Source organism: Oceanospirillum linum (genome assembly GCF_001995095.2).
Classification (GTDB): domain Bacteria; phylum Pseudomonadota; class Gammaproteobacteria; order Pseudomonadales; family Halomonadaceae; genus Oceanospirillum; species Oceanospirillum linum.
On record NZ_MTSD02000002.1, the window covers coordinates 453,816 to 476,246 of the forward strand.

Genomic DNA, 22,431 nt, shown 5'->3' on the forward strand with positions numbered 1-22,431 from the left:
GAATCTTTGTAGTACAATGCAGTTCTAAAACTAGTATATTCCTTTATTTTTTCGGGTTTTTACTAGTAAAAAATGAATACTGTACCAAGGACGGCTGTACATATGAAAAGTACAGCCGTCTTTTTTTGCTCGCCAGAGCTGTTTATCAGGACGTTGCCTCAATGGTTCGATCAGCTGTTTTAGCGTTTTTAAGCTTTGGCACTTTACTGGCAGCGCTGTGTGCTACAACACCTGTTCAGGCTGCCTCTCCCCTTACAGTGGGCATTCTGAGCGCTCCAGTCATGGGCTATCGCGATGCCAATCATCAGGTTATGGGGTTTGAAGGGGAGTTAGCTCAGCAGATATGCGAACGGATAAAACGCCAATGTATATTTGTTCTACAACCTTTCAGTACCAATATTAGTGATATCCGTCAGGGCCGCATCGACCTGGCTTTTTCCAATATTCTGGTCACTGAAGCACGCTCACGGGAGTTTGTATTTTCAGAACGCTACATGCGCTCCGTCTCCTATTACGTCGGCAATCCAAATACTCAACCGAAGTACCGGTCAACCCGAGTCGCTGTTATTAAAGGCTCTGTGCATGCATTCTATCTTCAACAGAATCATAGCGCAGCGATGGAAGCTGTAGTTTATACTGATATCAGTGATATTTACGCTGCATTGAAACGCGGTGATGTTGACTTAGTTCTGCTTTCGACAATTCTTCAATTGGGTTTTCTTTATTCCGATGAAAGTGGGCTCTTCGACCTGATTGGTAACCCTATCGAAAGCTCTGGGTTAGCAGGAGATATTGCCGTGGCCATTAACCCGGCGCAAAAGCAGTTAAAACCTGATATTGATCAGGCGCTTCGTAGTTTGCTAACCGATGGCAGCTTTAACAGGCTTAATAATAAGTACTTCCCTTTCAACATTTACTAGATTAGGCCCTTTTTATGGCATGTCATAAGCTCTTTTCTATTACCTGCCTGGCCATTGGTCTGATATTGATTGGTTTTAGCCAGACACTCAGTGCAGCCCAGAAAAACAAGACAATTAAGATAGGTATCTCAACCTCTTTCCCTCCTTTTAATTACCTCAATGAAAATGGGAAAATTTCCGGTTACAACGCAGATATAGCCATGGCCGTGTGCAGAAAGATAAAAGCTCATTGTGAATTTACCCTCCTGCCCTTTCCACAAGTTATACCTGCGTTGGAAGCTAATGAGATCCAACTGGCAGCCAGCAACCTTCTCCGGACGGAAGAGCGCGCCAAACGCATTAACTTTAGCGCTAAGTACTACCGTTCAACCAGCAGCCTTTTAGGTCACATGGACAACAGTACACAAAAACCGGTTGAGGTCATCAAAAACCCTGACACCAGCATTGCCGTAACGGCCGGTTCAACACAGTGGCGCTATCTGTCAGATCACGCCAAAGGGGAAATCCTTGTCAAAGCATCCATCGGTGAGACAATGCTTGCTCTTCAGAAAAGTCAGGTCGATTACATCCTGATACCAACACTTTTTGCACTGAATTTTCTTGAACGGCCAGAGAACGATAACCTGGATTTTGTGGGTTTGCCGCTAGAGGAAAAGACCCTCTCCGGTGATGTTCATCTTGGTATCACCAAAGCGGATCCTGAATTAAAAATACAGGTCGACCAAGCGATTCAGGCATTAGTTAATTCCGGCGAACTACGCGCTCTGAGTAAAAAGTACTTCCCATTTAACGTGTATTAATATGCAGAACCTGACCCCAGGCGCAAAGCGCCCACATATTCGTCGTTTATTGCAAAAATTAACCATTGTTCTGGTCATTTTTGTAATCTGCGCTCTGGCAATAGTCACCGCTGTTCACCGTTATAGCATTCGCCTGATTGACACCAGTCAGAAAGAACTTTTACCGGCCATCCATGATCATCAGCGCGCAGCATTAAACCTCGAGCGACTCGAACGCATGGGTGACCTGGTGGCTTATGGCGGCAGCCTGACACTGATCCGAAAAAATGCTCTGGCAGCCCAGGTACTCGCATTTCAGCCCTCTTTTGGTTTCAATCAGAATACCCAGAAGACGGTTCGTGCTGCATTTGAACTCATACGCGAAATTCGCCGAACACGACAGCCACTATTGAGCAGCCGGGCAGAACGGCTCAGTAGCATTGAGCATGAAAACCTGATTCAACTGGAACAAACATTGCAGACGCGTTGGGATAAATACAAACAAGAACTGTTTGAGCTTCAGAATAAGATCATCAGCGATGCAACTGCATTGCAAACGAAAAACATGACGTTAATAACTGCAACGAATAATCAGATGTTAATGGTCGCAGCCTGCAGTATCTCGATGCTCTTACTGGTGGTTTTTATCATAGGCTACAATTTATACAAACATCTGATAACCCCTGTCACTGAGGCCAGCCAAGCTCTGACAGTGCTGGAACAGCAGACTGAATATACCCCTCTTAAAGAGGCCCGTTATCAGGAATTACACAACATTCGTAATACGGTAAACAGCCTCAATGGCACAATGAAAAAACTGCACGAGATGGCTACCCGTGACGCTCTGACAGGCTGTATCAATCGTGGCTATTTTATGGAGCGAGCACAACAAATACTCACCGTTGCCCATCGGACCAAATCCCCTATGGCAATAGTTATGTTGGATGTTGATCATTTTAAAAGAGTAAACGACCAATACGGACACGCCATGGGTGATGACACTCTGAAATTTGCTGTTAAGTGGATCTCATCTCTTCTGCCTAATGGCAGCTTTATAGGTCGTATGGGCGGAGAGGAATTCGCAATGATATTTCCAGGATACGGTTTGGAAGATGCTGTTGAAGTAAGCGATAAGATTCGCAGTGAGATCGAACAGAACTCTATCAATAGCGGTACAATTCCTGCGATCACTGTCAGCCTGGGTGTTGACATCGTACGCCATGCCACCGACGAAGTAGACAAGCTCCTCTCTCAGGCGGACAAGGCACTCTATCAGGCAAAAGCTGGAGGCCGCAATCAGGTTGTTTCATATCAGCCACCGGTATTTATTTCCGACGAATCACAATAAAGCCTCTGTATAGGCAGATTGTCAGAAAAAGTGCCAACAACACAACTCAGAGGGTTAGGCCATACACCTTTAATTCGCGTAGCATCAGGGTAGTTCAAACGTATATCTGGCGGCCCTGAGTATTTTTCAATATTCTGCCAATGCCCCATCGTATCAAGATCACACCAGCCTGATCGAGGAAGATAAACCGTATTCAGTCCATGTAAGCGATAGGACGGCTTTCCCCATTCATTTTCAACAGCCTGATATGCAAAACCTGCTGAGATCCCGTTAGCCCTTAATAAAGCCGCCAGCAGATGGCTCTTAGCAAAACAGCAACCACGCTTTTGAACAAGGACATCCGAAGCCCTCAGTGTAGCAGCTGTCTTCTGACACGCCTCGGTATCCTCAATGTGGCCGCACACCCAATCAAACGTTTTGGCAATGAACACCAGGGGAGCCTCACTCTGCTTTGTCAGGTAGCTGGCAAGTGCCAAAACTTCCGGATGATCCCAATTGACTATCCGGGTAGAACGCAGAAAAGGATTCATGGGCAACACTCCGACGGAAAGAATTAATGTGGAGTATGCCAAGAAAGAATGACAGGGGTTTTAAGAGTTACTGACAGGTTAATGACAGCCCAGAAGATATAAAATGCAGAGAGTAAGCCACCTGCGTCAGCGAATTAACTGTCCCATAAGCAGCCTGAGGTTCATCGGCTTTACCGGCTTTTTCAATAGTTGATATTGTGCGGCTTTAATCTCAGCATTTAATGTTCCGGAGTAATTTGCCGTAACAACAATAACCGGGGCAGGGTCTATCATTCGCTCATTCAACTCACGGGCTACATCGATCCCTGTTATGTCATTATCCAGGTGATAATCTACTAAAATAAGCTCAGGTGAGAACCCCTCATCAATTAACTGCCAGGCATCATCACGTCCAAGAGCGACCATCACATCGACCCCCCAGCCATCCAGCAGCTGTTCCATGCCATGACAAATCGCCGGATCATTATCAATCACCAATACCGGCCGACCTTCCAGAGGGTCAGTCTTATGCATCAGAGGTAATGACTCGGTACATACGATCTTATCCGGGTCTGCCAAGGGCACCTCAATGGAGAATACTGAGCCTTTGCCTGGTATTGAACGTACCTGAATGCGATGATTAAGTACGCGGGCAATTTTCTCTACAATGGCAAGTCCCAGCCCTAACCCTTTATCTGAAGCATTACGCTTCAGACGACTGAACTCCCGAAAAATCTCACTCATTTTTCCCGCTTCGATACCCTCACCGGCATCCCAGACTTCAATACTGACATACTCACCACGCTTTCGGGATGCAAGTAATATCTGGCCACCGGGATCAGTATATCGGCTGGCATTTGTCAGGAAATTTCTCAGAATACGCCCTAACAGCTGAGAGTCTGAACAGACCGTACAGCTTACGACCCGCGAACGAAACCTCTGCTGCTTAAGAGCTGTCTGACACTGATACTCATAGCAAAGGTTTTCCAGCAGAACGTCAAGAGAGAACACCCCCATCTGAGCCTCGACAACACCTGCATCAAGCTTAGAAATATCGACTAATGCTCCGATCAGACCCTCGATGTCGTTAAGGGAGGAGCCGGTTGAGTGCACTAATTGCTGTGCAGCCTTTTCCAATGGGTACTCGGTCAAAGCGCTGTTAAACAAACGTGCAGCATTCACCGGTTGTAACAGATCATGACTGATCGCAGCCAGAAACTTAGTCTTAGAAATATTTGCTTCTTCAGCCTGTTTTTTAGCTTCTGAAAGCTCTGATGTACGCGCCTCAACCCTTTGCTCCAACAGCACATTAGCATCACGTAGTGCCTGAGCCGTCTGACGCCGCTCAGTAATATCCTGGGTCAACACAAAGAAACCGAGAGTCTCCCCTGTTGCAGATATATGTGGAACATAGGATTTATATAAGTATCGGCTCTCACCCTGCTGATTGGCTTCATCGACTTCAAAGCTTACCGTATTACCCTGAATAACACGGTCGATATACCGCGCCAAACGCTGTAACTGGTGCGCCGAATAAACCTCACTTAAATGGCGTCCCAATAGTTCATCACGCTTTAAACCATGCCATTTTTGGTAGGCCCTATTAGTAAACTCATACTCCAGACATGCATTGATGTAACAGATCATCGCCGGCAAAGCATCTGTAATCAGGCGCATCTTCTGTTCGCTTTGCTGTAAGGCCTTTGCAAATAAACTACGTTCTGTGACATCGCTAAAGGTGATAACCCGCCCTCCTTCGGAACGGGGGCGCTGGCGGATCTCAAGCACAGAACCATCTGTGCCGACCACTTCGCAGAGCGCATTATCTTCTGATAACAAAGCTTCGGTGGGAGGGCTGCCCAGATCGGTACGGTCAAATATCCGATTGATCATCCGGGAAAAATCCAGACAATCCGTCAACTCCCGTTCCTGTATCGCCATCAACTCTGTCAGGCGAGAATTCCATACCTCTGGTATTCCCTTATCACTAACCAGAACCACCCCCTGAGAAAGGTTCTCCAGTGTACTTTGCAGGACACGGGATTTCTCTGCCAAAGCCGCCTCCCGGCGCTCAGTTTCGATAGCTTTCAATCGGGTAATATCAGTATAGAGAATAGAAAGATCACCCGTTGATGTCTCCCTCTGATTAACCTGTAACCAGCGACCATCCCTCAAACGGACAACCTGTCCATAAACCTGTCGATACAGCTGCATCTCTTCCTGTGTTGTCGCATCGTCTAACAAAACATCCGTGGCATAGCGGTTAATCTCTGTGAGCGTAGTACCCACCTGAACAGGCAAGTTATAACGTTGCCAGATCTCCCGGTAACGGCTGTTACAGAGCACCATGCGCTTTTGTCCATCAAACAGGACAAAAGCATCCGCCATACTTTCAATCGCATCCATGAGGCGGTTATGCAGTGTTTCAATCTCGATATGGGCCTGTTTCAAAGCCTGATTGCTATCCCGGAGCTCTACCAGAGCTGCATTTAAAGCTGCGGTACGCTCCCGAACCTGCTCCGCCAACAAAGCAGAGTTCTCAAATGCGGCATAAGCCCGCCCACCGACATCCGGTGCCGCCTCAACCCGATCAATGAGTGCCAGATTCATCTGCTGCAGACGATAATTCGCCTGAACCAGAGCCTCTCTCTCTTTATGCAACTGCTTCCGTTCCCGCCGAAGCCGCTGCAGCTCAAGATAATCAGCATCACTCATGGGTATACTCATCATTTTCCCCTGAATCCGGTATTCGCTGGTTCAAAGTTCAGCACTCTTTTTTTGCCCAAGTCCGATGGCGACCCCCGTAAAGGTTGCATTGAGGTGAATGCCGTTAACATGCTCCCCGTAGGTGTTAAAGCCCACAACAGGGTGGTAGGACAAACGATCAGAGACACGACTAAGCTTATTAAGAGTTCTTAGCTCCAACTGTCGAAAGATGCAGTCAAAGCCAAGTATCAGCTGCTGTTCACCAAGCCTTTCATCAATGCGACTCAGTAAAAGATCCAGGGCCTGGGGAATATCCAGATGTTGATTACGGCGCAGAACAATGCCACGCTCGACAGCACAATAAAAACTTAGACTGCCATCGTCATTAGCACTTTGTACGGCTCGGACAAAGCTCTCTCCTGCAATACGAACACTCAGGGTATGGCGTGCAAATACAGTAGGTGTTAACTGGTCCAGCGCAACGCCAATCGCATTGGCATACACCTCTGCTGCAGGCTGAGCATTTAGCTCATAAACCCGTCTGTGCTCGCTATCCACTTTCGTCGCAACAAACAGTTCATCAGTATCTTCCACATGCTTCTGGGAAAACACCATAAAAGGACAGGCCGTATTAACCAACATCAGTACTGCTGCGTTTTGATAGCTTTTACCCTGATAAACCACCTGCGTATGAGAGAAATCAAGATCATCTCCTGCAGAGCCACCCAGCATAGGGGTACTACCCAGTACAGCATTCAGTATATTCAGAACCACTTCTTCATGATCCGACATACCATCCAGCAGAGTCAGCAAAAAGGTATGCCCCTTGAGCGGAGCTTTTTGCTTTAACTGGCAGCGTTCCAGCATATGACTCACTTGCTGCTGGGCTTTAGTAAAATCAAACTGATCCAGATGCTCGATAAGAGCTGTCTCGATATGGAAAGCAGCTTCAGGAAAAGCAACAGCTGTTACGCTTCTCTGACAGTAGCCTGCCGGGCTTAATTCACCTGCACTGGTGCACCCAATAATCGTTTTATCAGGCATAAGACACTCAAGCTCTGTTGCTAATGCTTCAACATCAAGTTGAGCCGAACAAAAGAACAGAACCCATTTCAGCTGTGTATTACCGAAGGTCTGCTGAAGCTCTGCAGCACATTCAGCGGCTTCCTGTAGGTGAGAAACCGCTGTCACAGCCTGGGTTAAAACCGATAAAGCCGATCCAATCTCTGGCAAAGACCCGCCCTGTGAAGGTGTAGTTACCTTTCCATCCAGCTTTTTACTCATAGCCACCTCATATTTCTGGCCCGGATTTCCAGATCAAGCAACTGTTATATTAAAGACAGCCCCCATCAGCGATTAGCAGACTCTTCCGCTAGCTGTTGACAGGCCTGAGTTGGGGAGGGTGTCAGGATGAGTTCATCGCAGCTTTGCGCCAGCATACTTTCGACACATGCTTCAATACGGTATTTAAATTGAGACTCCTGGGTTAATACCGTATCCCGATGAATGGAGTCACAGACCGTTTTAAGACGGGCTTTTAGTTCTCTCTGATTTTCTACCGGCAGGTTATCCGCATCCAACTGCTGCCAGGCACACCGCTCTACTCGCAGGCACAACGCATCCAACTTTTGCTCTAAGTCTTCAGCATGTAACTCAGTAACCATTAGAGCCATCAGAAACAAAACAATCCACTGTCGCATCACCACTACTCCTAACCTCTTAAGAGCCACAATAAACTTGTCTGAATGTATATTTCAGTAAAGGTGATCCTATCCTGATATTTTAATTGCGTTAACAGGCCATCAGAAAAAAGCGCTGAAGATCAGCGCTTTTCTGTATAAATAGCGGTATGGCACTCAGTGCAATTTCATCTTAGGCCTTACTACCTTACCCAGTTTCTCAGCCAGAATCACCAGAATTGCTTTTGGCCAACCATGAATCGCAATCTGATGCATGCGATAAAGAGAAATATAGACAAAACGCGCAATACGCCCCTCAATAAACATACTGTTACCCATGAGGTTTCCCATCAGGCTTCCTACAGTACTATAGCGGCTGAGATTCACCAGAGAGCCATGATCCTGATAAACATATGGCTTCAGAGTATGACCTTTTGTAAGGGCAATAAGATTATCCAGAACACATGCTGCCATCTGGTGTGCCGATTGAGCCCGGGGCGGCACCCAGGAACCATCAGGCTGCTCACATGCGCAACAATCACCAATGACCCATATATCATCAACCCCTTTCGCCTCAAGTGTCGGCTGCACCAATATCTGATTACTGCGATTAGTCTGAAAAACACTCAAACGCCGGATAAAGTCCGGTGCCTTGACGCCAGCAGCCCAGATCATCATATCTGCTTGAATCATCTCGCCCTCCGATGTCATAAAACCGTCCGCAACAGCAGAAGCAACCCTTACAGACTCACGGACGTTCACACCGAGACGCATGAGCTCTTTTCGGGCAGCCAGGGAGATACGCTCAGGTAAAGCCGGCAAAATACGTGGACCCGCTTCAATCAGGCTGATTTTCAGTTGTTGAGTCGTCATTTTTGGCAAACCATAGGACTTCAGAAGATCGGCAACATGATACAGCTCAGCTGAAAGCTCAACACCAGTCGCCCCACCTCCAACGATAGCGATCTCAAGATTATCTGCCGTCCCCTTCTGGTTAATACGCAGGAAGTTATTGATCAGGCCATGATGAAAGCGCTCAGCCTGAGTGTGAGAGTCTAAAAAATAACAGTGCTCTGCTACTCCCGGCGTGCCAAAGTCATTGCTGACACTACCAACGGCTAACACAAGTTTATCGTAGTTAAGCTTTCGCTCAGGCAGGACCTGATCGCCTTCACTATCAAAAGAGGGTGCCAGGGTGATCGTTTTATTTTCCGCATCCAGGTCACAGAACTCCCCCAGCTGAAAAATATATCCGTGTCTGGCCGCATGAGCATGGTAAACCACACCATCGACACTGGTATCCAGGGAGCCTGTAGCAACCTCATGTAAAAGCGGCTTCCAAATATGGGTACGATTCTTATCAACCAGGGTAATATTCGCTTTGCCTTTACGCCCTAAACGGTGACCTAATTGCGTCGCTAACTCAAGCCCTCCGGCACCGCCGCCGATAATAACTATCTGTTCCATGGTATTTTCCTTACTAATGATATGGGACTCACCCCTGAAACAACCCTGGTCATACTTTGGAGTCTGTTTACAGGCCAGAACCTTGCGGCTATTGAGTCCCATGTCATCAGTGCGATGAAAAAATTGCACAGACAAAATCAATCAAAAACTGAACTTAAGTTGTCATTCGAAATCCATCAATATTCATTCGCCAGAGTGATGGATCTGTTTTCTATTTATCCTCTTAAAACAATTGGGTAAGTCGTTATAATAACGGGGTTATATACTCTGCAATAGACACCCTTAACCGGATTTTCATAGCCCTATGCCCAAAACGATATTCACCACTCCCATTATCTCTCATCTGCTATACGGGATATCAGTGCTTGTTCTGAAGTTAACAGGCTGGCAAGTGGTTACAAACACACACAAAACCCCGGAAAAAGCCGTATTTGTTGCAGCACCCCACACCACCAACTGGGATTTGCCTTACGCTCTGATGCTGGCTTTTAAGTTGAAGCTCCCAATCTATTGGATGGGGAAAACATCTATTTTCAGATTTCCTTTTGGCGGACTGATGCGTTGGCTTGGGGGCATTCCCGTCGAACGAACACGCTCAACCAACCTGGTGGATACAATGATTGATCGTTTTAAAGCTGAAAAACAGCTATTGATCGTTATCGCACCAGAGGGCACCCGGAAAAAGGTCAGTGAATGGAAAAGTGGCTTTTATCATATCGCCTGTGGAGCCAACGTTCCTCTGCTACTGGGCTTTATCGACTACCCTAATAAACGAGGAGGCATTGGCCTGGTTTTTCAGGCATCCGGCGACTATGACAAAGACCTGAAAGAGATCAAAGCTTTTTACGCTCCTTTCAAAGGCAAGTAGGTACAGCTTCAAAGATAAGTAGGTACAGCTTTAAAGATAAGCAGGTACAGTCGGAAAATCAGGCGCTACGCTGATGATTAAGAATTAAACGCCGTTTAAAGCGATACAGGCGATAGATAAGTGCCAGTATCAGGCAAAGCGATACAGGTAACAACAGGGCAAAAAAGTGAACGCGTTCAAACAGCAATCCTCCGGCAGTACCGCCGGATATAAATCCTGCAATCAAAAGTAAAAACAGTATCGCCTTACGTTTATCAAACCCTCGCCTTTTAAGCCCCTGCCCCAGCATGATCCCAAGATCAGTAACAATCCCTGACATGTGAGTTGTGCGCACAACAGCGCCGCTATAGGTGGTAGCAAGGGCATTCTGTAAACCACAGGCAGCAGACGCCAGATAATGACCATAAAGCTGCCCTTCATTCAGAAACCAAAGTGTTGCTATCAGAAATAAAGCTTCGATCAACAGAAGAGAATCATAGTGTCGGCCCAGCTTCAGGGAGTTACCATTCAGCAGCAAGCCGGAAAGCATTGCTCCCAAAAGAAAACTAACAATCACTCCGGCCAAATGTAAAGCATCCAGAGGAGAGTCTGCCAACAAGGTGCCCAGCAGAGTTGCTGTCCCCGACACATGGGACACGGCCTGATGCTTAAAGCCCAGTAGGCCAACCGCATTAACCGAACCAGCAATAAAAGCCAGCACAAAAGCACCAGCTTCTACCCATTTAGGTAATCGAGAGATCAAAGCATTTCACCTGAAAAAGCCAGAAAACGTATAACAAAATACTTAGCCTAACAGATAGGCTTCGCGAGTCACATTAAGACAAAGTGGTAGGCGTTTTAAAGAGAATTATTCAATGGGTTTACACTGAAAATCAACCTCAGAGCAAGCGACCGGCTCTTTATGCTCCGGGTAGGATTGCGCAGCAAAGACCCGATCCCGTCCAGCCTCTTTTGCCGCGTATAAAAGATGGTCAACACGTCTCAACAGATGATCCCGCTTTTCATTCTCATAACGTTCGGCAACACCAGCGCTAAAGGTTACAACACCGTGCTTCAACGACAACGCCTGCAAACGAGTTGATAAAGCCAGAACTTCATCTGTGGCCTCAGCCTCCGGCAATGGAAGAACTAGGACAAACTCCTCCCCCCCCCAACCTTACCGCAATCCCGTTGTTATCCATCGCTAAACGGCTTAACTCTTCTGAATACAAACAAAGCACTTCATCCCCATAGCTATGGCCATGCAGGTCATTTAATTTCTTAAAACGGTCAAGATCAAGCATCGCTAAAGTAAAAACTGAACCGGTACTCGCCAGATTATCCAGATAACGATCCATCGCACGCCTGTTATATAAACCTGTCAGAGGATCCTGCTCGGACAAAACACGAAGCCGTTTAGCCAAGTGCTCTGCTTTATCACGCTCTAACCGGTAGCGCCGGGAATAGCTGCCCATCATCAGTAACAATAAAATAGCTGTAACAACAAAGCTGAAACTTAAGTCCAAAGCCCTTGCAAGCTCACTGGGATAGCTATAGATCATCTCCGGCTGAGTTAAATCAAACCACACCATAAGTAATGGAATTGTAATAACCAGGGCAATTCCTATTTTCCGATAGACGCCGAAATCACGAAATGCCACGCCTATATAGGCTAGAGTACAAAGGTTAAGGAAGTAGGTTGGCCCCGCCAAACCAGCGTTATAGATCCAGTTAACGGGCAAAGCAACAAGTACCATAATAAACATAAAAACTATGGCCATTCGGCGATACTGATTATGGAAACGAGACCGGTACCAAACCAATATAATCAGAACAAACAGGCTGAACTGAACATAAGACAGAATCACATCTGCCGTCTGAAACACTGCATTAAAGATACTACAAGCCAGGTAACCAAAACCGCCAATAAGAAGAACACCATGATGAATATGCTGGTAAGGAGAGAGCTTACTACCCAGTAGAAAGAACAAGAGGCGGTTCAGGCGTTTTTCTGTTGGCATGGATTAAACCTGTATTTCAAGGGAGGGGCCTTGTATTAACCGAAAGAGTCTAACCTGCTGAGAATAAGGTTAGTAGTCAATCAATTCCTGATGTCAGAATTTGTCAGAATCCGGTAACTGTTGCACCGCGGCCTTAGCCCTGAGATCCTTTAAAACAACTTCCAGCGCCAACTCAGCGGTGCGATTATCAATACCATTCGTTTCCAGAATTTCAATCAGGTCCACCGCCAGCTTAATGTGGTCCGGTGCTGTTTCAAGAGGCATAATTTTTCCTGCTTAGTAAAAACAGAGGTATCATACAGTCCCTTTGCCTCTTCTGAAAAGTGGCTATTTCCACAAAATTTCCGGCAAAAAAAATGCCTCCCGAAACCGGAAGGCATTGCAATCAATCAGCCAGAAGTTGACTTATGTATTCAGAAATCTACTGTCGCCGAAAGCTGAAAAGTACGCGGAGCTCCTATGGCTAAACTTGTGAAATGAGGCTTGGCCCAATAGGACTTATTCGTCACATTAGTTACAGCTGCCCGTACAATCAGCGGTCGCCCTGAAACCTTGGTCACATATCGAGAACCGATATCAAACACGGTGCGCTCAGGAACAGACAAAGAGTTATCTGCATTAATATACTGCTTTGAGGCTGACGATGCATTGCCGGTCAGTGTTAACCCGCTTGATTTAGGGATATCCCACTCCACTCCCAGCTTGGCTTGCCATTTTGGCACACCTGTAGCTTGCTTACCCTCAAGATTCGTATCAGAGGATTTTGTTACTTCAGCCTCCGAAAAAACAATACCGCCCATTAAACGAATATCACGCACTGGTGAGCCGAAGAAGCCCCACTCCACGCCTTTATTTCGTTGTTCGCCGCCAAAAGAAAATATATTGGTAACAGGGTCAGTGTAACCACTTGGTCGCTTGATATCATAAGCACTCAGTGTATGAGCAAATGAACCCATGTCTAACTTCAAGCCGATCTCTTTCTGTTTCGTTTTATAGGGCTCAAAAACCTCACCTGCATTCTCTGCCGTATTAGGTGCTGTAGACCCCTGACTTAAACCTTCAATATAGTTAGCATAGAAAGAGAGATAATCATTAGCTTTAAACAAAACTGCTGCAGCTGGAGTTGTAGCACTCTCGTCATAACGAGTGCCTAACCGTGCCCCTGTTGCGGACAAAAAGCTTTCATTGATAACTTTCTGATGTCGTACTCCCACAGTTAATAGCACTGAGTTATCGGCAAAAGCTAAAGTATCGGCAGCTCCAAAACTACTCAAACGGGTTTCCGTATGAGTAATCTCAGGTATAGGTGAAGGAAGCATAGGCTCCGCCCCCCAAACAGGGTTATAAATATTAGACTCCCAAGCCTCCGGTAGCAGGTTTCTAAAACCACTGAGATCATAGTCTTCACTGTAGCTTGTGGCATTAATGGCAAACTGATGACCGACTGAACCTGTTTTCAGCTTACCTTTTAAACCAACTTCAGCAGACTGTCGCTCCATTTCATCTGAAACACCGCTGAAATTGGTCGTAAAATCGCCTTCTTCATTAACGACATTAAGTGTCCCCATATTGGAATCAAATTCCGTTCTGCTAATACCCACTGAGGCATAAGCCATCAGCCGAGCGGTTAAGTCATACTCGCCTTGTAGCATCGCGCCTGTATCGTTAGTATCATAAAATGCCCAAGGCGGATTGAATGACACATCGGGGTCAGGAGTCTTCGGCAGAGATACACCCGGTGCAAGAGTAATACCTCGGGTCATGCCGTACATACGATCCTGGCTTTGGTATAAATCAACAGATATCCGTGTCCGCTCGTCGTGCCAATCAAGCCCCAAAGCGACCTGCTTCGCAGTTTTATCTTGTTTATTTACCGCGACTTCACCATCACGGTATGAGCCATTAAAGCGCATACCAAACTGCTGATTTTCACCAAAGCGCCGACCAAGATCTATATGTCCACCAAAATTCGAGTCTGACGTATAGCTTCCTGTCAAACGGGTTAGCGCCTCCTCTCCTGCACGCTTAGTGACAAGATTGATAGCCCCCCCCTGCCGATCCCTTCGGCGGCATACCACTTAACAAGGCTGATGGCCCTCTAAGCACCTCAACACGCTCAAACATTTCAGGTGAACTGCGATAATAACCTGCCATTCCAGCCAAACCGTTAACCGTCACATCACCTACGCTGGAAGGTAAACCTCGGATTGTATAGCTCTCATTACTTTCTCCTGAAATACCACTCTTGAACACAGTAGGGTCAGTCTTAGAGATCACATCCTGAATATCCATAGCTTGCTGATCTGCAATAAACTTATCAGTATAAGTAATTGTGGAGAATGGTGTTTCCATAAAGTCACTATCGCCAAGAAACCCCATATGCCCCTCAGAAGATACTTGTCCTCCGGCGTAATTAACCTTGGATCCATTCTCATCCCCAAATACCTTAACCGGGGACAATACCGTTGAACCAGATGCATCAGATGTATCAGGGGAATCCTGTATGCCCTGAGTATCCGTAGACTCTGTCTGAGCAACGGCCTGAGAATTAGTAATTGTCAAAGCACTAAGAAAAGCCCCCAGCAGCAGTGCTTTCTTTGTAACTGTTTTACCACACCCCTTTGAGGATAAGGCTACGTCATCAAGAGGCGAAGCTACAGGACGGAAAGGTCGAATCATTTCAAACTCCTTTAAATATAGGATGGCTGTTTTTCGTATCACAAAATATTGAAAATAAAAGCTAAAGCAAATGATAGTAGTAAGTATTATCAATAAAAAACCCAAAAAAATATAAAGTAATCCTTATTGGTCATAGCCTTTAATAACATCGTTAATAATCAGCTTCATTGAATTCAAACTGGCGGCGGTAATGTACCAAGCTTCAGGGTCTGCGAAGATCACACGATTATTTTTCCACGCTGTCGTTTGTCGCAGTAGAGGATTACTCAGAGTATCTGCATTAAGAGGCTGGCGATGCTCCATTACGGCAGTCCGATCGATGATGTAAATCACATCGGGGTTTGCCTGCCTGATAAACTCACTGGATACTGGCTGACCATGTAAACCAGCCTCATTAACTGGGCTCGCTGGCATCACCCCCAACGCATTAAAAACAAAGCCATAACGGGACCGCACCCCGAATGAATTGAAGGCACCATTGTTATGAAGCACGATAAGTGCTTTCTCAGGGCGAGAAAGCGTGACTCTCTTAGCTTCCGCAACCCTCGCATCCAGCTCAGCTGCCTTCTTATGCGCCAGCTTCTCTTTATTAAAAATCTGCCCCAGTGTTATCAGGTGCTCTTTAATAACCTCAATATGGCTGGTTTCGCTGTTACGATAGTCCACATCAAAGTGAATTGTCGGCGCGATTTCGCTCAATTCCTTATAGTATTTAGCCTGGAGTGACGTAATCAGAATAAGATCAGGCTTAGCCATATGCACCCGCTCAAGATTTGGTGCCACTATAGCCCCGGTATCTTCGACCTGAGGCGCCTCTTTATATTGTGAAAGAAAGTGCGGAACAAAATCCTTAGGCATACCGGCAACCGGTATCCCCAACTGATCAAGAAAATCGACATCATTCATGTCAAGAGCAACAACCCGTTGAGGTAACTTATCAATTACTGTAGTTCCTAACTTGTGCTTTACTGTGACGGTTTCATAGGATGCAGACTCAACCTGAGTGCCGCCCAGGGACAAAGGCTCCTGTGTTGCTTCAATAGCCTTCTGGTCACAGCCCTGTAGTACAGCAAAAACAACCAACAACACAGGCAAGCCCCAAGCCCTAAGCTTGATATTACACGTCATTTCAATTCTCCTGATGGTTTGAAATAGTTACATAGATACCCTTGCTCACTGCGAGCAATCCGAAAATTCAGCTCATATAAATCCTGCAGACAGTTTTTCTTCACAACATTTTCGACACTCCCGGAGTAATGAACCCTTCCCTCCTTCATGGCCACAATATGGTCTGAATAGTTAGCTGCAAAGTTAAGGTCATGCACCACAAGGATCACCGTACGGCCTTGCTCATCGCACAATCGGCGCAATGCACTCATAATCTGCACAGCATGTTTGATATCGAGGTTATTTAACGGCTCATCCAGCAATAAACAGTCTGTTTGCTGAGCAATGGTCATCGCCAGAAATGCCATCTGCCTCTGTCCTCCACTAATTTCATCCAGATAAGCGTCACGCAACGTCCCAAGTGACAGGAACTCAATCGCCTCATCAATCACTCGATAGTCTTCAGTGGTGAGCACTCCACGACTGTAGGGGAAACGTCCAAAAGCTACTAATTCACTTACAGTGAGGCGCAAGTTAAAACCGGGGGCCTGACGCAGCGTTGCCACTTTTTTAGCGTAATCTGCAGGACGGATATTAAATATGCTGTTTCCGTTCAGAAAAATGTCACCATGAGTCGGCTCTAGTAGTCGTGCAATCATCATTAATAATGAGGTTTTCCCAGCACCATTAGGGCCAATAAGTGATGTCAGCTTATGAGCTGGAAAATGGGCACCAACATCCGAAACAACTGTTTTCTTGCCATACGTTTTAAAGAGTTTATTAACACTGATCATACCGTGCCTCGGGTGCGAACCATCAGAATCAGAAACCAGACACCACATACCAGATTAACCAGAATACCGACGGTAGTTCTGTAGTTAAAAATATGCTCAACGGCGAGCTGTGCGAGAATAAAGATAACAACCGCAATAGCGCAGCCTGTCGGTAAAACAGCTCGATGCCGGTAGTTCCGAGCTAATGCGTAGGCCATATTCGCAACGAAGACCCCCATAAAAGCCGTTGGCCCAAGCAAACTGGTAGAAACCGCAACAAGAATGGCGATCAGAGCAAAGTGCAGGCGCACTGTATGTTGATAATCAATCCCCAGAGATATGGCGTGCTCCCGTCCAAGTGAAATTACATCCAATTCCGGAAAACTTCTGTATCCCAAAAGACAAACCATAATGACCGCAGCAGCTGAGATCAGCAGCTGTACAGCTCCGACTGTTGCAAAGGAGGCTTGGCTATATCCAAGTAGTACAGAAAATTCACCGGGACTAACCCTAAACTGGATAAACTGTGTAAAAGTACTAATCACTACAGTCAGTACTAATCCTGTCAGCAGCAGAAAATACACATTATTTCGCCCATCAAAAAACAGCCAACGGTGTACAGACCATGAGTAACTGAGCATTAGAATAATAGAGAGTACAAAATTGCTGTTTTCCCCAAGTACAGTCAGGCTCTTCGTACCCATTAGTAATATCAGTAAAGATTGGAACAGCAGATAAACGGCCTCATACCCCATGATAGCGGGTGTCAGAATTCGGTTACCTGTAAGCGTCTGAAAGATAATGGCAGACCAAGCAATGCAGACACCTCCAATGATCATTGCAATCAGGCGGCTAAATCTCTTAGGAATAATGTAGTCAAAATCCAGGCCTGAATGTAAAAACAAAAAGGTCAGAGCCAGCGCAATAGCCGCAACCCAAATCATATATTTTGCTACTGCAGATCCGATTAGGCGCATCATCGCCCTCCCTTGAAAATGAGTACAAGGAATAACACCCCACCGATCCCGCCAGCGGTCAAACCAACAGGCACCTCAAATGGATACATAATTAATCGACCAAAAATATCGCAGATAAGCAGCATGGAAGCCCCGCTCAATGCAATAATGGGCAAAGTCCGCCCAAGGTTATCGCCGTAACGCAGCGCTACCAGGCTGGGAATAACTAATCCAATGAAAGGAACGGCTCCAACAGTAATAACTGTTGCAGATACAGTAACAGCCACCAATATTAGGCCCAGAGCTGCCGTTGCGGCATAGCTTAAGCCAAGGCTTGCCGCCATACTTTCCCCCATACCTAGCACAGTAAAACGGTGCGCATACAAGTAACTCAAACCGACAGCAGGAACGATCAGATAAATGATTTCATAGCGCCCTTCAATGACCTTCGAGAAATCACCTAACAGCCAACCCTGCATACTTTGCAGAATATTGTTGTGATAAGCATAGAATTCAGCAATTGCACTCAGCACCCCGCCGTACATCAGCCCGATAACCGGTACGAGAACCGTATTACTGAACTGGATACGACGCACAATTGCCACGAACACCAAACTAGAGGCTAAACAAAAGACCAAAGCAAATAGCATCTGACCAACTGCTCCTATAGCAGGCATCATTGTCAGCGCAATTAAAATACCTAGCTTAGCTGCATCCAGCCCACCTGAAGTAGCAGGCTCAACAAACTTGTTACGAGTGATATGTTGCAGAATTACGCCACAAACTGACAGTCCGACACCGGCTAAAACCAAGGTCACCAACCGAGGCAAGCGACTGACAGTCAGAATAAGCCAGGCATCACCGGATAAAGAAAAGATCTCATACCATGCCAGCGATTGAGCCCCAACCATCAGAGAGGCGGCACACAGCACAATAAACATGGCAAACAGATTGAGAGGCATCAGTCTTCTTGTGCCTCATCTTCAAACGAGGTGATATGCCATCCTTTGGTGGCCCGCTGTTCATCTAAAAGCTGTGTATATTTACCACCACTTTCACGTAGCTCATCAACTGGCCCTTGCTCAGCAACCTCTCCATTTTCAAGCACGACAATCTGATCGGCCATTGCGACTGTTGAAAGCTGGTGAGCAATCACAATTAAAGTGCACCGCCCTTTCAAATTAGCCAGAGTACTCGCAATAACAGCCTGACTTTCAGCATCCAACGCCGCAGTTGCTTCATCAACTAACAGAATCGGTGCATCCTTAATCAATGCTCTAGCAATGGCAATACGTTGCCGTTCACCACCTGATAGGCAAGCACCACCTTCACCGACCTGGGTATCCACCCCCTGAGGTAAGCGCTCAACAATGTCAGCTAGCCCGGCCTGCCGTATGATGTCCATGACGTCAAGGTCACTGGCACCCGGTTTTCCAATGCGTATGTTGTCAGCAATACTGCCCGAAAACAGATAACTCTCCTGAAAAATCTGACTAACCTGACCTGCGAGCACCTCTCCCGTCAAATTCCTGACATCCACGCCACCAATAGACACACTCCCCTGGTCAACGTCAAAGAAACGAGCAATCAAGCGTAAAAGTGTAGTTTTTCCAGACCCAGATGCACCAATCAACGCGATCATACTTCCAGGCTTAGCGGTCAGGTTTATATTGCGCAACACATCCGCTTCACCGCTCTCATAGCAAAACGTTACGCCATGAAGCTCAACAGATGCATCCCTGGGCTTTAGTCCCGTCTCAGCTTCAGGCAGTACCTCAACCTCAAACAACTTACGTATAGCATCAAGCTGACTAAGCCCACTTCCCAGCACCTCTCCATAACCCACCACGTCAAGTAATGAGTCAATAAAACGGCTTGCAAGCAAAAATGAAACGATGACAGCAATTATTGCACTTGTATCCAGGCCACTATCCAGCTGGCCCGTGAGCCACAAGACGGAAGTAATTAACAAACCGGAAAATACTGCCTGTACAGCCCAAAGATTAAGTACAGCAGAACCAGCTGATAACCAAATCAGCCGTGAACCCGATTGGCGTTGCAGCTCGAACGTCCTCTTCAACCACAATGTACTGCCGCCACTGCCATTAAAAGCCCGTAATACAGACTGGTTTTTAGAAAACTCCACTACTCGCTGGCTCGCCTCAGCAAAATGCGACTGGAACGCATCATCTGCACGTTGCGATAACTTATTAGTCAGCGCGATAACACCGGTTAAAAGAGGTAGTGACAGTAGTGCAATAATGCCTAATGGCCAATGTAGTACCAGTAATACGACTGTGAGCACCATTGGCGTCACAATGCCCGCAATCACAGGAGTAAGCACATGCGCCGGAAGCTGGGCCACAACCATAGTACCTTGCGTAACAAGGTGGTTGAGTAGAGCAGTATTCTGAGGTGTAAACCATCCGACTGGTAACCGAGAAACATGATCACCAAGACGGTGGCGCGCACCCTGAAGGATAGCGCACCCAACCCGCACCCCCGCCTGCTCTACAGCATTACGCAGCCCCCAACATAAAAACAATCCAAGCAGCAAGGCCGCCAGCCAGCGTAAAGCCTGCCCTGTCTCCCCTGAAAACAAATAAGTGATGACCGGCACCAGAAGCGTCATACTGATTCCACAAAGCACGCCATAGATAATTACCAGCCAGATATAGCGATAAAAAACAGATACATCTTCGCCTAAGACACGGATAAAGGTTTTCAACATGAGGCACCCTCCAAGGGGGTAGAAGACTGGCAGCACTCATAATTACCCTTAAGCCAAAGATCCGCGTAACGCCCTTTTAAATCCAGTAGTTGCGGATGTGTCCCTTCCTCAGCAATCCTCCCGTCTTCAAGTACAAGAATACGATCAGCGTGTTTTATAGTGTCAAGCCGATGAGCAATAACCATTAAGCTACGGCCTTCAGCAAAATGTGAAAGGGCCTTCTGAATTGCCAGTTCATTACCCGCATCAGCCGAAGCAGTAGCCTCATCCAGCACCAAAACTGGCGGATCAAGCAGTATAGCCCTCGCGATACAGAGGCGCTGCCGCTCACCACCAGAGAGCTGTGCATCTTCCCCAATAACAGAATCATAACCCCGCGGAAGAGCAAGAATTCGCTCGTGGATATTGGCAATACGGGTGGCATTTTCGATTTCCTGCTGACTCGCCGATGGACATCCAAGAGCCAGATTATCCCTCACACTGGCATGAATCAGTTGCACCTCCTGAAGTACAAACCCGATATATCGGTACAGTTTCTCCGTTTCGATACAGCGTAGATCGACACCACCAAGGGTAATATGGCCTTCATCCGGATCAAAGAAACGCAGCAGCATCCTTGCTAGTGTCGACTTACCGGCACCTGAAGCCCCTACAATAGCTGTAACGGTGCCAGGCTTTAGTGTAAAACTGATATTTGACAGCACAGCATGACCATCACTATATCCATAGCTGACATCATTAAAGCGAACATCATAGCTTCGGGGGTGCTGATATTGGCTTGAAGGCACAGACTCTAGGACAGGGGTTTCCATCAGCGCCAAGACACGTTTAGCTGCATCGGTAGCTCCACTTAAGTCGTGCAGCAATGTGTGCAGCAACAACAGTGGCGCACATATACTCGGTGCCACCAAAACAAACGGCAATATATCCAGCGGTTCAATCCAGCCTAAATTTATAAAAAGCACACCAAAAACCAACACAACGCCAAGCACTGTAACTGGCGCAACCATCGCATGAGCATGAGCCATTGAGGTTACCAGTGGTCGAGTCGCACTAACAAAGGCCCTAGCAAAGCCATCCACAGCTTCATGAAACCCTTTGTGAGCCCGACCAGCAGCACCAAACGCTTTAACCTCGGCAATACCACCAATAAACTCAACTGTTGCGCTATTAATTTGCCCCATCCGTGCAGCTAAAGCCGTCATGCTCGCATCGCCAGTTTTCATGGCACGACGCAGAAACAGAATAAAGCCAATAAATGGTAGCAACGTAGCAATAGCCATACGCCAATCCAGTGCGAACATATAAACAACAGATATACAAATAGCACCCAACGCCCGGCCTACTGCGGTATAAAAATGAGCAGTCAAACTATGCAGTATGGCAATATCATCCTGCATCGCTTGCTTTACATCACCAGAGCTCTGAGCAGTAAACCAACCTAGCGGCACCCGAGCCAGTCGCTGAGCAACCGCCTGCCGCAAGTGATAGGTAATTCGGTTATCAGCCAAATGCGCCACCAGCTCTCCCGCCGAAACCATAATCACACCAGCAAACAAGCTCCCCAGACTGATCGCAACCACCCTCCAAATCTCACCTGTTAGAGAGATACCCATAGCGGTATCAAGAGTGATCTTTGTTGCGATATGTGCAAAACCTGCCAACGGCACCAATGTCAACATAGCACCTACCGCTGACAGGAGCGCGGCAGCAGTTAGCTGCCCGCGTATTGGCCTTAATATTCGGCCAATGCCTCTTTTTTTTCCCTCAACGACAACTGCGCTACTATTGCTCACGAAATTAACCTCAAAATACAACCAGGTGAAAATATGGTAATACAAATTATTTGCATTACCATAAACTAAAACCATGATTAGTTGCAACATATAAACTAAATAATGCACAGTAG

At 46.7% G+C, this 22,431-nt stretch carries 21 protein-coding genes; 4 read left to right on the top strand and 17 right to left on the bottom strand.

Annotated features, from left to right (window positions below; genetic code table 11):
- Window positions 1–161: 161 nt before the first annotated feature.
- The 3 genes from BTA35_RS07200 to BTA35_RS07210 all read left to right on the top strand — a co-directional run bounded on the left by BTA35_RS07200 (window position 162) and on the right by BTA35_RS07210 (window position 3,047).
- Complete coding sequence (locus BTA35_RS07200; RefSeq protein ID WP_078319132.1) at window positions 162–920, top strand: substrate-binding periplasmic protein; 759 nt, start codon at window positions 162–164, stop codon at window positions 918–920.
- Between the two features lie 65 nt (window positions 921–985).
- The gene (locus BTA35_RS07205) at window positions 986–1,720 is read left to right on the top strand and encodes a substrate-binding periplasmic protein (protein ID WP_160055122.1); all 735 of its coding nucleotides are present in this window, start codon (window positions 986–988) and stop codon (window positions 1,718–1,720) included.
- Between the two features lies 1 nt (window position 1,721).
- Complete coding sequence (locus BTA35_RS07210; protein ID WP_078319134.1) at window positions 1,722–3,047, top strand: GGDEF domain-containing protein; 1,326 nt, start codon at window positions 1,722–1,724, stop codon at window positions 3,045–3,047.
- On the opposite strand, the gene BTA35_RS07215 is transcribed toward BTA35_RS07210, so the two are convergent.
- The 5 genes from BTA35_RS07215 to BTA35_RS07235 form a co-directional block, all read right to left on the bottom strand.
- Window positions 3,011–3,577: a transglutaminase-like domain-containing protein gene (locus tag BTA35_RS07215; protein ID WP_078319135.1), complete on the bottom strand. Its 567-nt coding sequence runs from the start codon at window positions 3,575–3,577 to the stop codon at window positions 3,011–3,013. The two genes, BTA35_RS07210 and BTA35_RS07215, sit on opposite strands and share 37 nt — an antisense overlap.
- Before the next feature lie 126 nt (window positions 3,578–3,703).
- Window positions 3,704–6,283 (bottom strand): NahK/ErcS family hybrid sensor histidine kinase/response regulator, encoded by a 2,580-nt coding sequence (locus BTA35_RS07220; RefSeq protein WP_160055119.1) that lies wholly within the window; start codon window positions 6,281–6,283, stop codon window positions 3,704–3,706.
- 30 nt (window positions 6,284–6,313) lie between these two features.
- Window positions 6,314–7,546 (bottom strand): nitric oxide-sensing protein NosP, encoded by a 1,233-nt coding sequence (nosP, locus tag BTA35_RS07225; protein ID WP_078319137.1) that lies wholly within the window; start codon window positions 7,544–7,546, stop codon window positions 6,314–6,316.
- 65 nt (window positions 7,547–7,611) lie between these two features.
- Window positions 7,612–7,962, bottom strand: a complete 351-nt coding sequence (locus BTA35_RS07230; RefSeq protein WP_078319138.1) for a hypothetical protein — start codon at window positions 7,960–7,962, stop codon at window positions 7,612–7,614.
- A gap of 156 nt (window positions 7,963–8,118) precedes the next feature.
- On the bottom strand, window positions 8,119–9,408 hold the full coding sequence (locus BTA35_RS07235; protein WP_078319139.1) for an NAD(P)/FAD-dependent oxidoreductase: 1,290 nt from the start codon (window positions 9,406–9,408) through the stop codon (window positions 8,119–8,121).
- Between the two features lie 391 nt (window positions 9,409–9,799).
- Here BTA35_RS07235 and BTA35_RS07240 point away from each other — a divergent pair, with 391 nt between their 5' ends.
- Window positions 9,800–10,276: a 1-acyl-sn-glycerol-3-phosphate acyltransferase gene (locus BTA35_RS07240; RefSeq protein ID WP_202931204.1), complete on the top strand. Its 477-nt coding sequence runs from the start codon at window positions 9,800–9,802 to the stop codon at window positions 10,274–10,276.
- Between the two features lie 58 nt (window positions 10,277–10,334).
- Here the strand turns inward: BTA35_RS07240 and BTA35_RS07245 are convergent, their stop codons facing one another.
- The 12 genes from BTA35_RS07245 to BTA35_RS07295 all read right to left on the bottom strand — a co-directional run bounded on the left by BTA35_RS07245 (window position 10,335) and on the right by BTA35_RS07295 (window position 22,204).
- A complete protein-coding gene (locus tag BTA35_RS07245) occupies window positions 10,335–11,018 on the bottom strand; it encodes a YoaK family protein (RefSeq protein WP_078319141.1) in 684 nt (227 codons plus the stop codon).
- 105 nt (window positions 11,019–11,123) lie between these two features.
- The gene (locus BTA35_RS07250) at window positions 11,124–11,396 is read right to left on the bottom strand and encodes a nucleotidyl cyclase domain-containing protein (protein ID WP_078319142.1); all 273 of its coding nucleotides are present in this window, start codon (window positions 11,394–11,396) and stop codon (window positions 11,124–11,126) included.
- A complete protein-coding gene (locus BTA35_RS07255; RefSeq protein ID WP_078319143.1) occupies window positions 11,383–12,276 on the bottom strand; it encodes a GGDEF domain-containing protein in 894 nt (297 codons plus the stop codon). Before BTA35_RS07255 ends, BTA35_RS07250 begins: the two co-directional genes overlap by 14 nt.
- A gap of 93 nt (window positions 12,277–12,369) precedes the next feature.
- Complete coding sequence (locus BTA35_RS07260) at window positions 12,370–12,540, bottom strand: DUF2496 domain-containing protein (RefSeq protein ID WP_078319144.1); 171 nt, start codon at window positions 12,538–12,540, stop codon at window positions 12,370–12,372.
- Between the two features lie 149 nt (window positions 12,541–12,689).
- Window positions 12,690–14,273 (bottom strand): TonB-dependent receptor, encoded by a 1,584-nt coding sequence (locus BTA35_RS07265; RefSeq protein ID WP_238377517.1) that lies wholly within the window; start codon window positions 14,271–14,273, stop codon window positions 12,690–12,692.
- 28 nt (window positions 14,274–14,301) lie between these two features.
- Window positions 14,302–14,955, bottom strand: a complete 654-nt coding sequence (locus BTA35_RS18280; RefSeq protein WP_202931206.1) for a TonB-dependent receptor plug domain-containing protein — start codon at window positions 14,953–14,955, stop codon at window positions 14,302–14,304.
- Window positions 14,956–15,078: 123 nt separating this feature from the next.
- Entirely contained in the window at window positions 15,079–16,083 is a 1,005-nt protein-coding gene (locus BTA35_RS07270; RefSeq protein ID WP_078319145.1) for a siderophore ABC transporter substrate-binding protein, read from the bottom strand.
- Window positions 16,080–16,856: an iron ABC transporter ATP-binding protein gene (locus BTA35_RS07275; protein ID WP_078319146.1), complete on the bottom strand. Its 777-nt coding sequence runs from the start codon at window positions 16,854–16,856 to the stop codon at window positions 16,080–16,082. The genes BTA35_RS07270 and BTA35_RS07275 overlap by 4 nt, the downstream gene beginning before the upstream one ends.
- Complete coding sequence (locus tag BTA35_RS07280) at window positions 16,853–17,815, bottom strand: iron chelate uptake ABC transporter family permease subunit (protein WP_078319147.1); 963 nt, start codon at window positions 17,813–17,815, stop codon at window positions 16,853–16,855. The genes BTA35_RS07275 and BTA35_RS07280 overlap by 4 nt, the downstream gene beginning before the upstream one ends.
- The gene (locus tag BTA35_RS07285) at window positions 17,812–18,753 is read right to left on the bottom strand and encodes an ABC transporter permease (RefSeq protein WP_078319148.1); all 942 of its coding nucleotides are present in this window, start codon (window positions 18,751–18,753) and stop codon (window positions 17,812–17,814) included. Before BTA35_RS07285 ends, BTA35_RS07280 begins: the two co-directional genes overlap by 4 nt.
- A complete protein-coding gene (locus tag BTA35_RS07290) occupies window positions 18,753–20,522 on the bottom strand; it encodes an ABC transporter ATP-binding protein (protein ID WP_078319149.1) in 1,770 nt (589 codons plus the stop codon). The genes BTA35_RS07285 and BTA35_RS07290 overlap by 1 nt, the downstream gene beginning before the upstream one ends.
- Complete coding sequence (locus tag BTA35_RS07295; RefSeq protein ID WP_238377518.1) at window positions 20,516–22,204, bottom strand: ABC transporter ATP-binding protein; 1,689 nt, start codon at window positions 22,202–22,204, stop codon at window positions 20,516–20,518. The genes BTA35_RS07290 and BTA35_RS07295 overlap by 7 nt, the downstream gene beginning before the upstream one ends.
- Window positions 22,205–22,431: the final 227 nt, after the last annotated feature.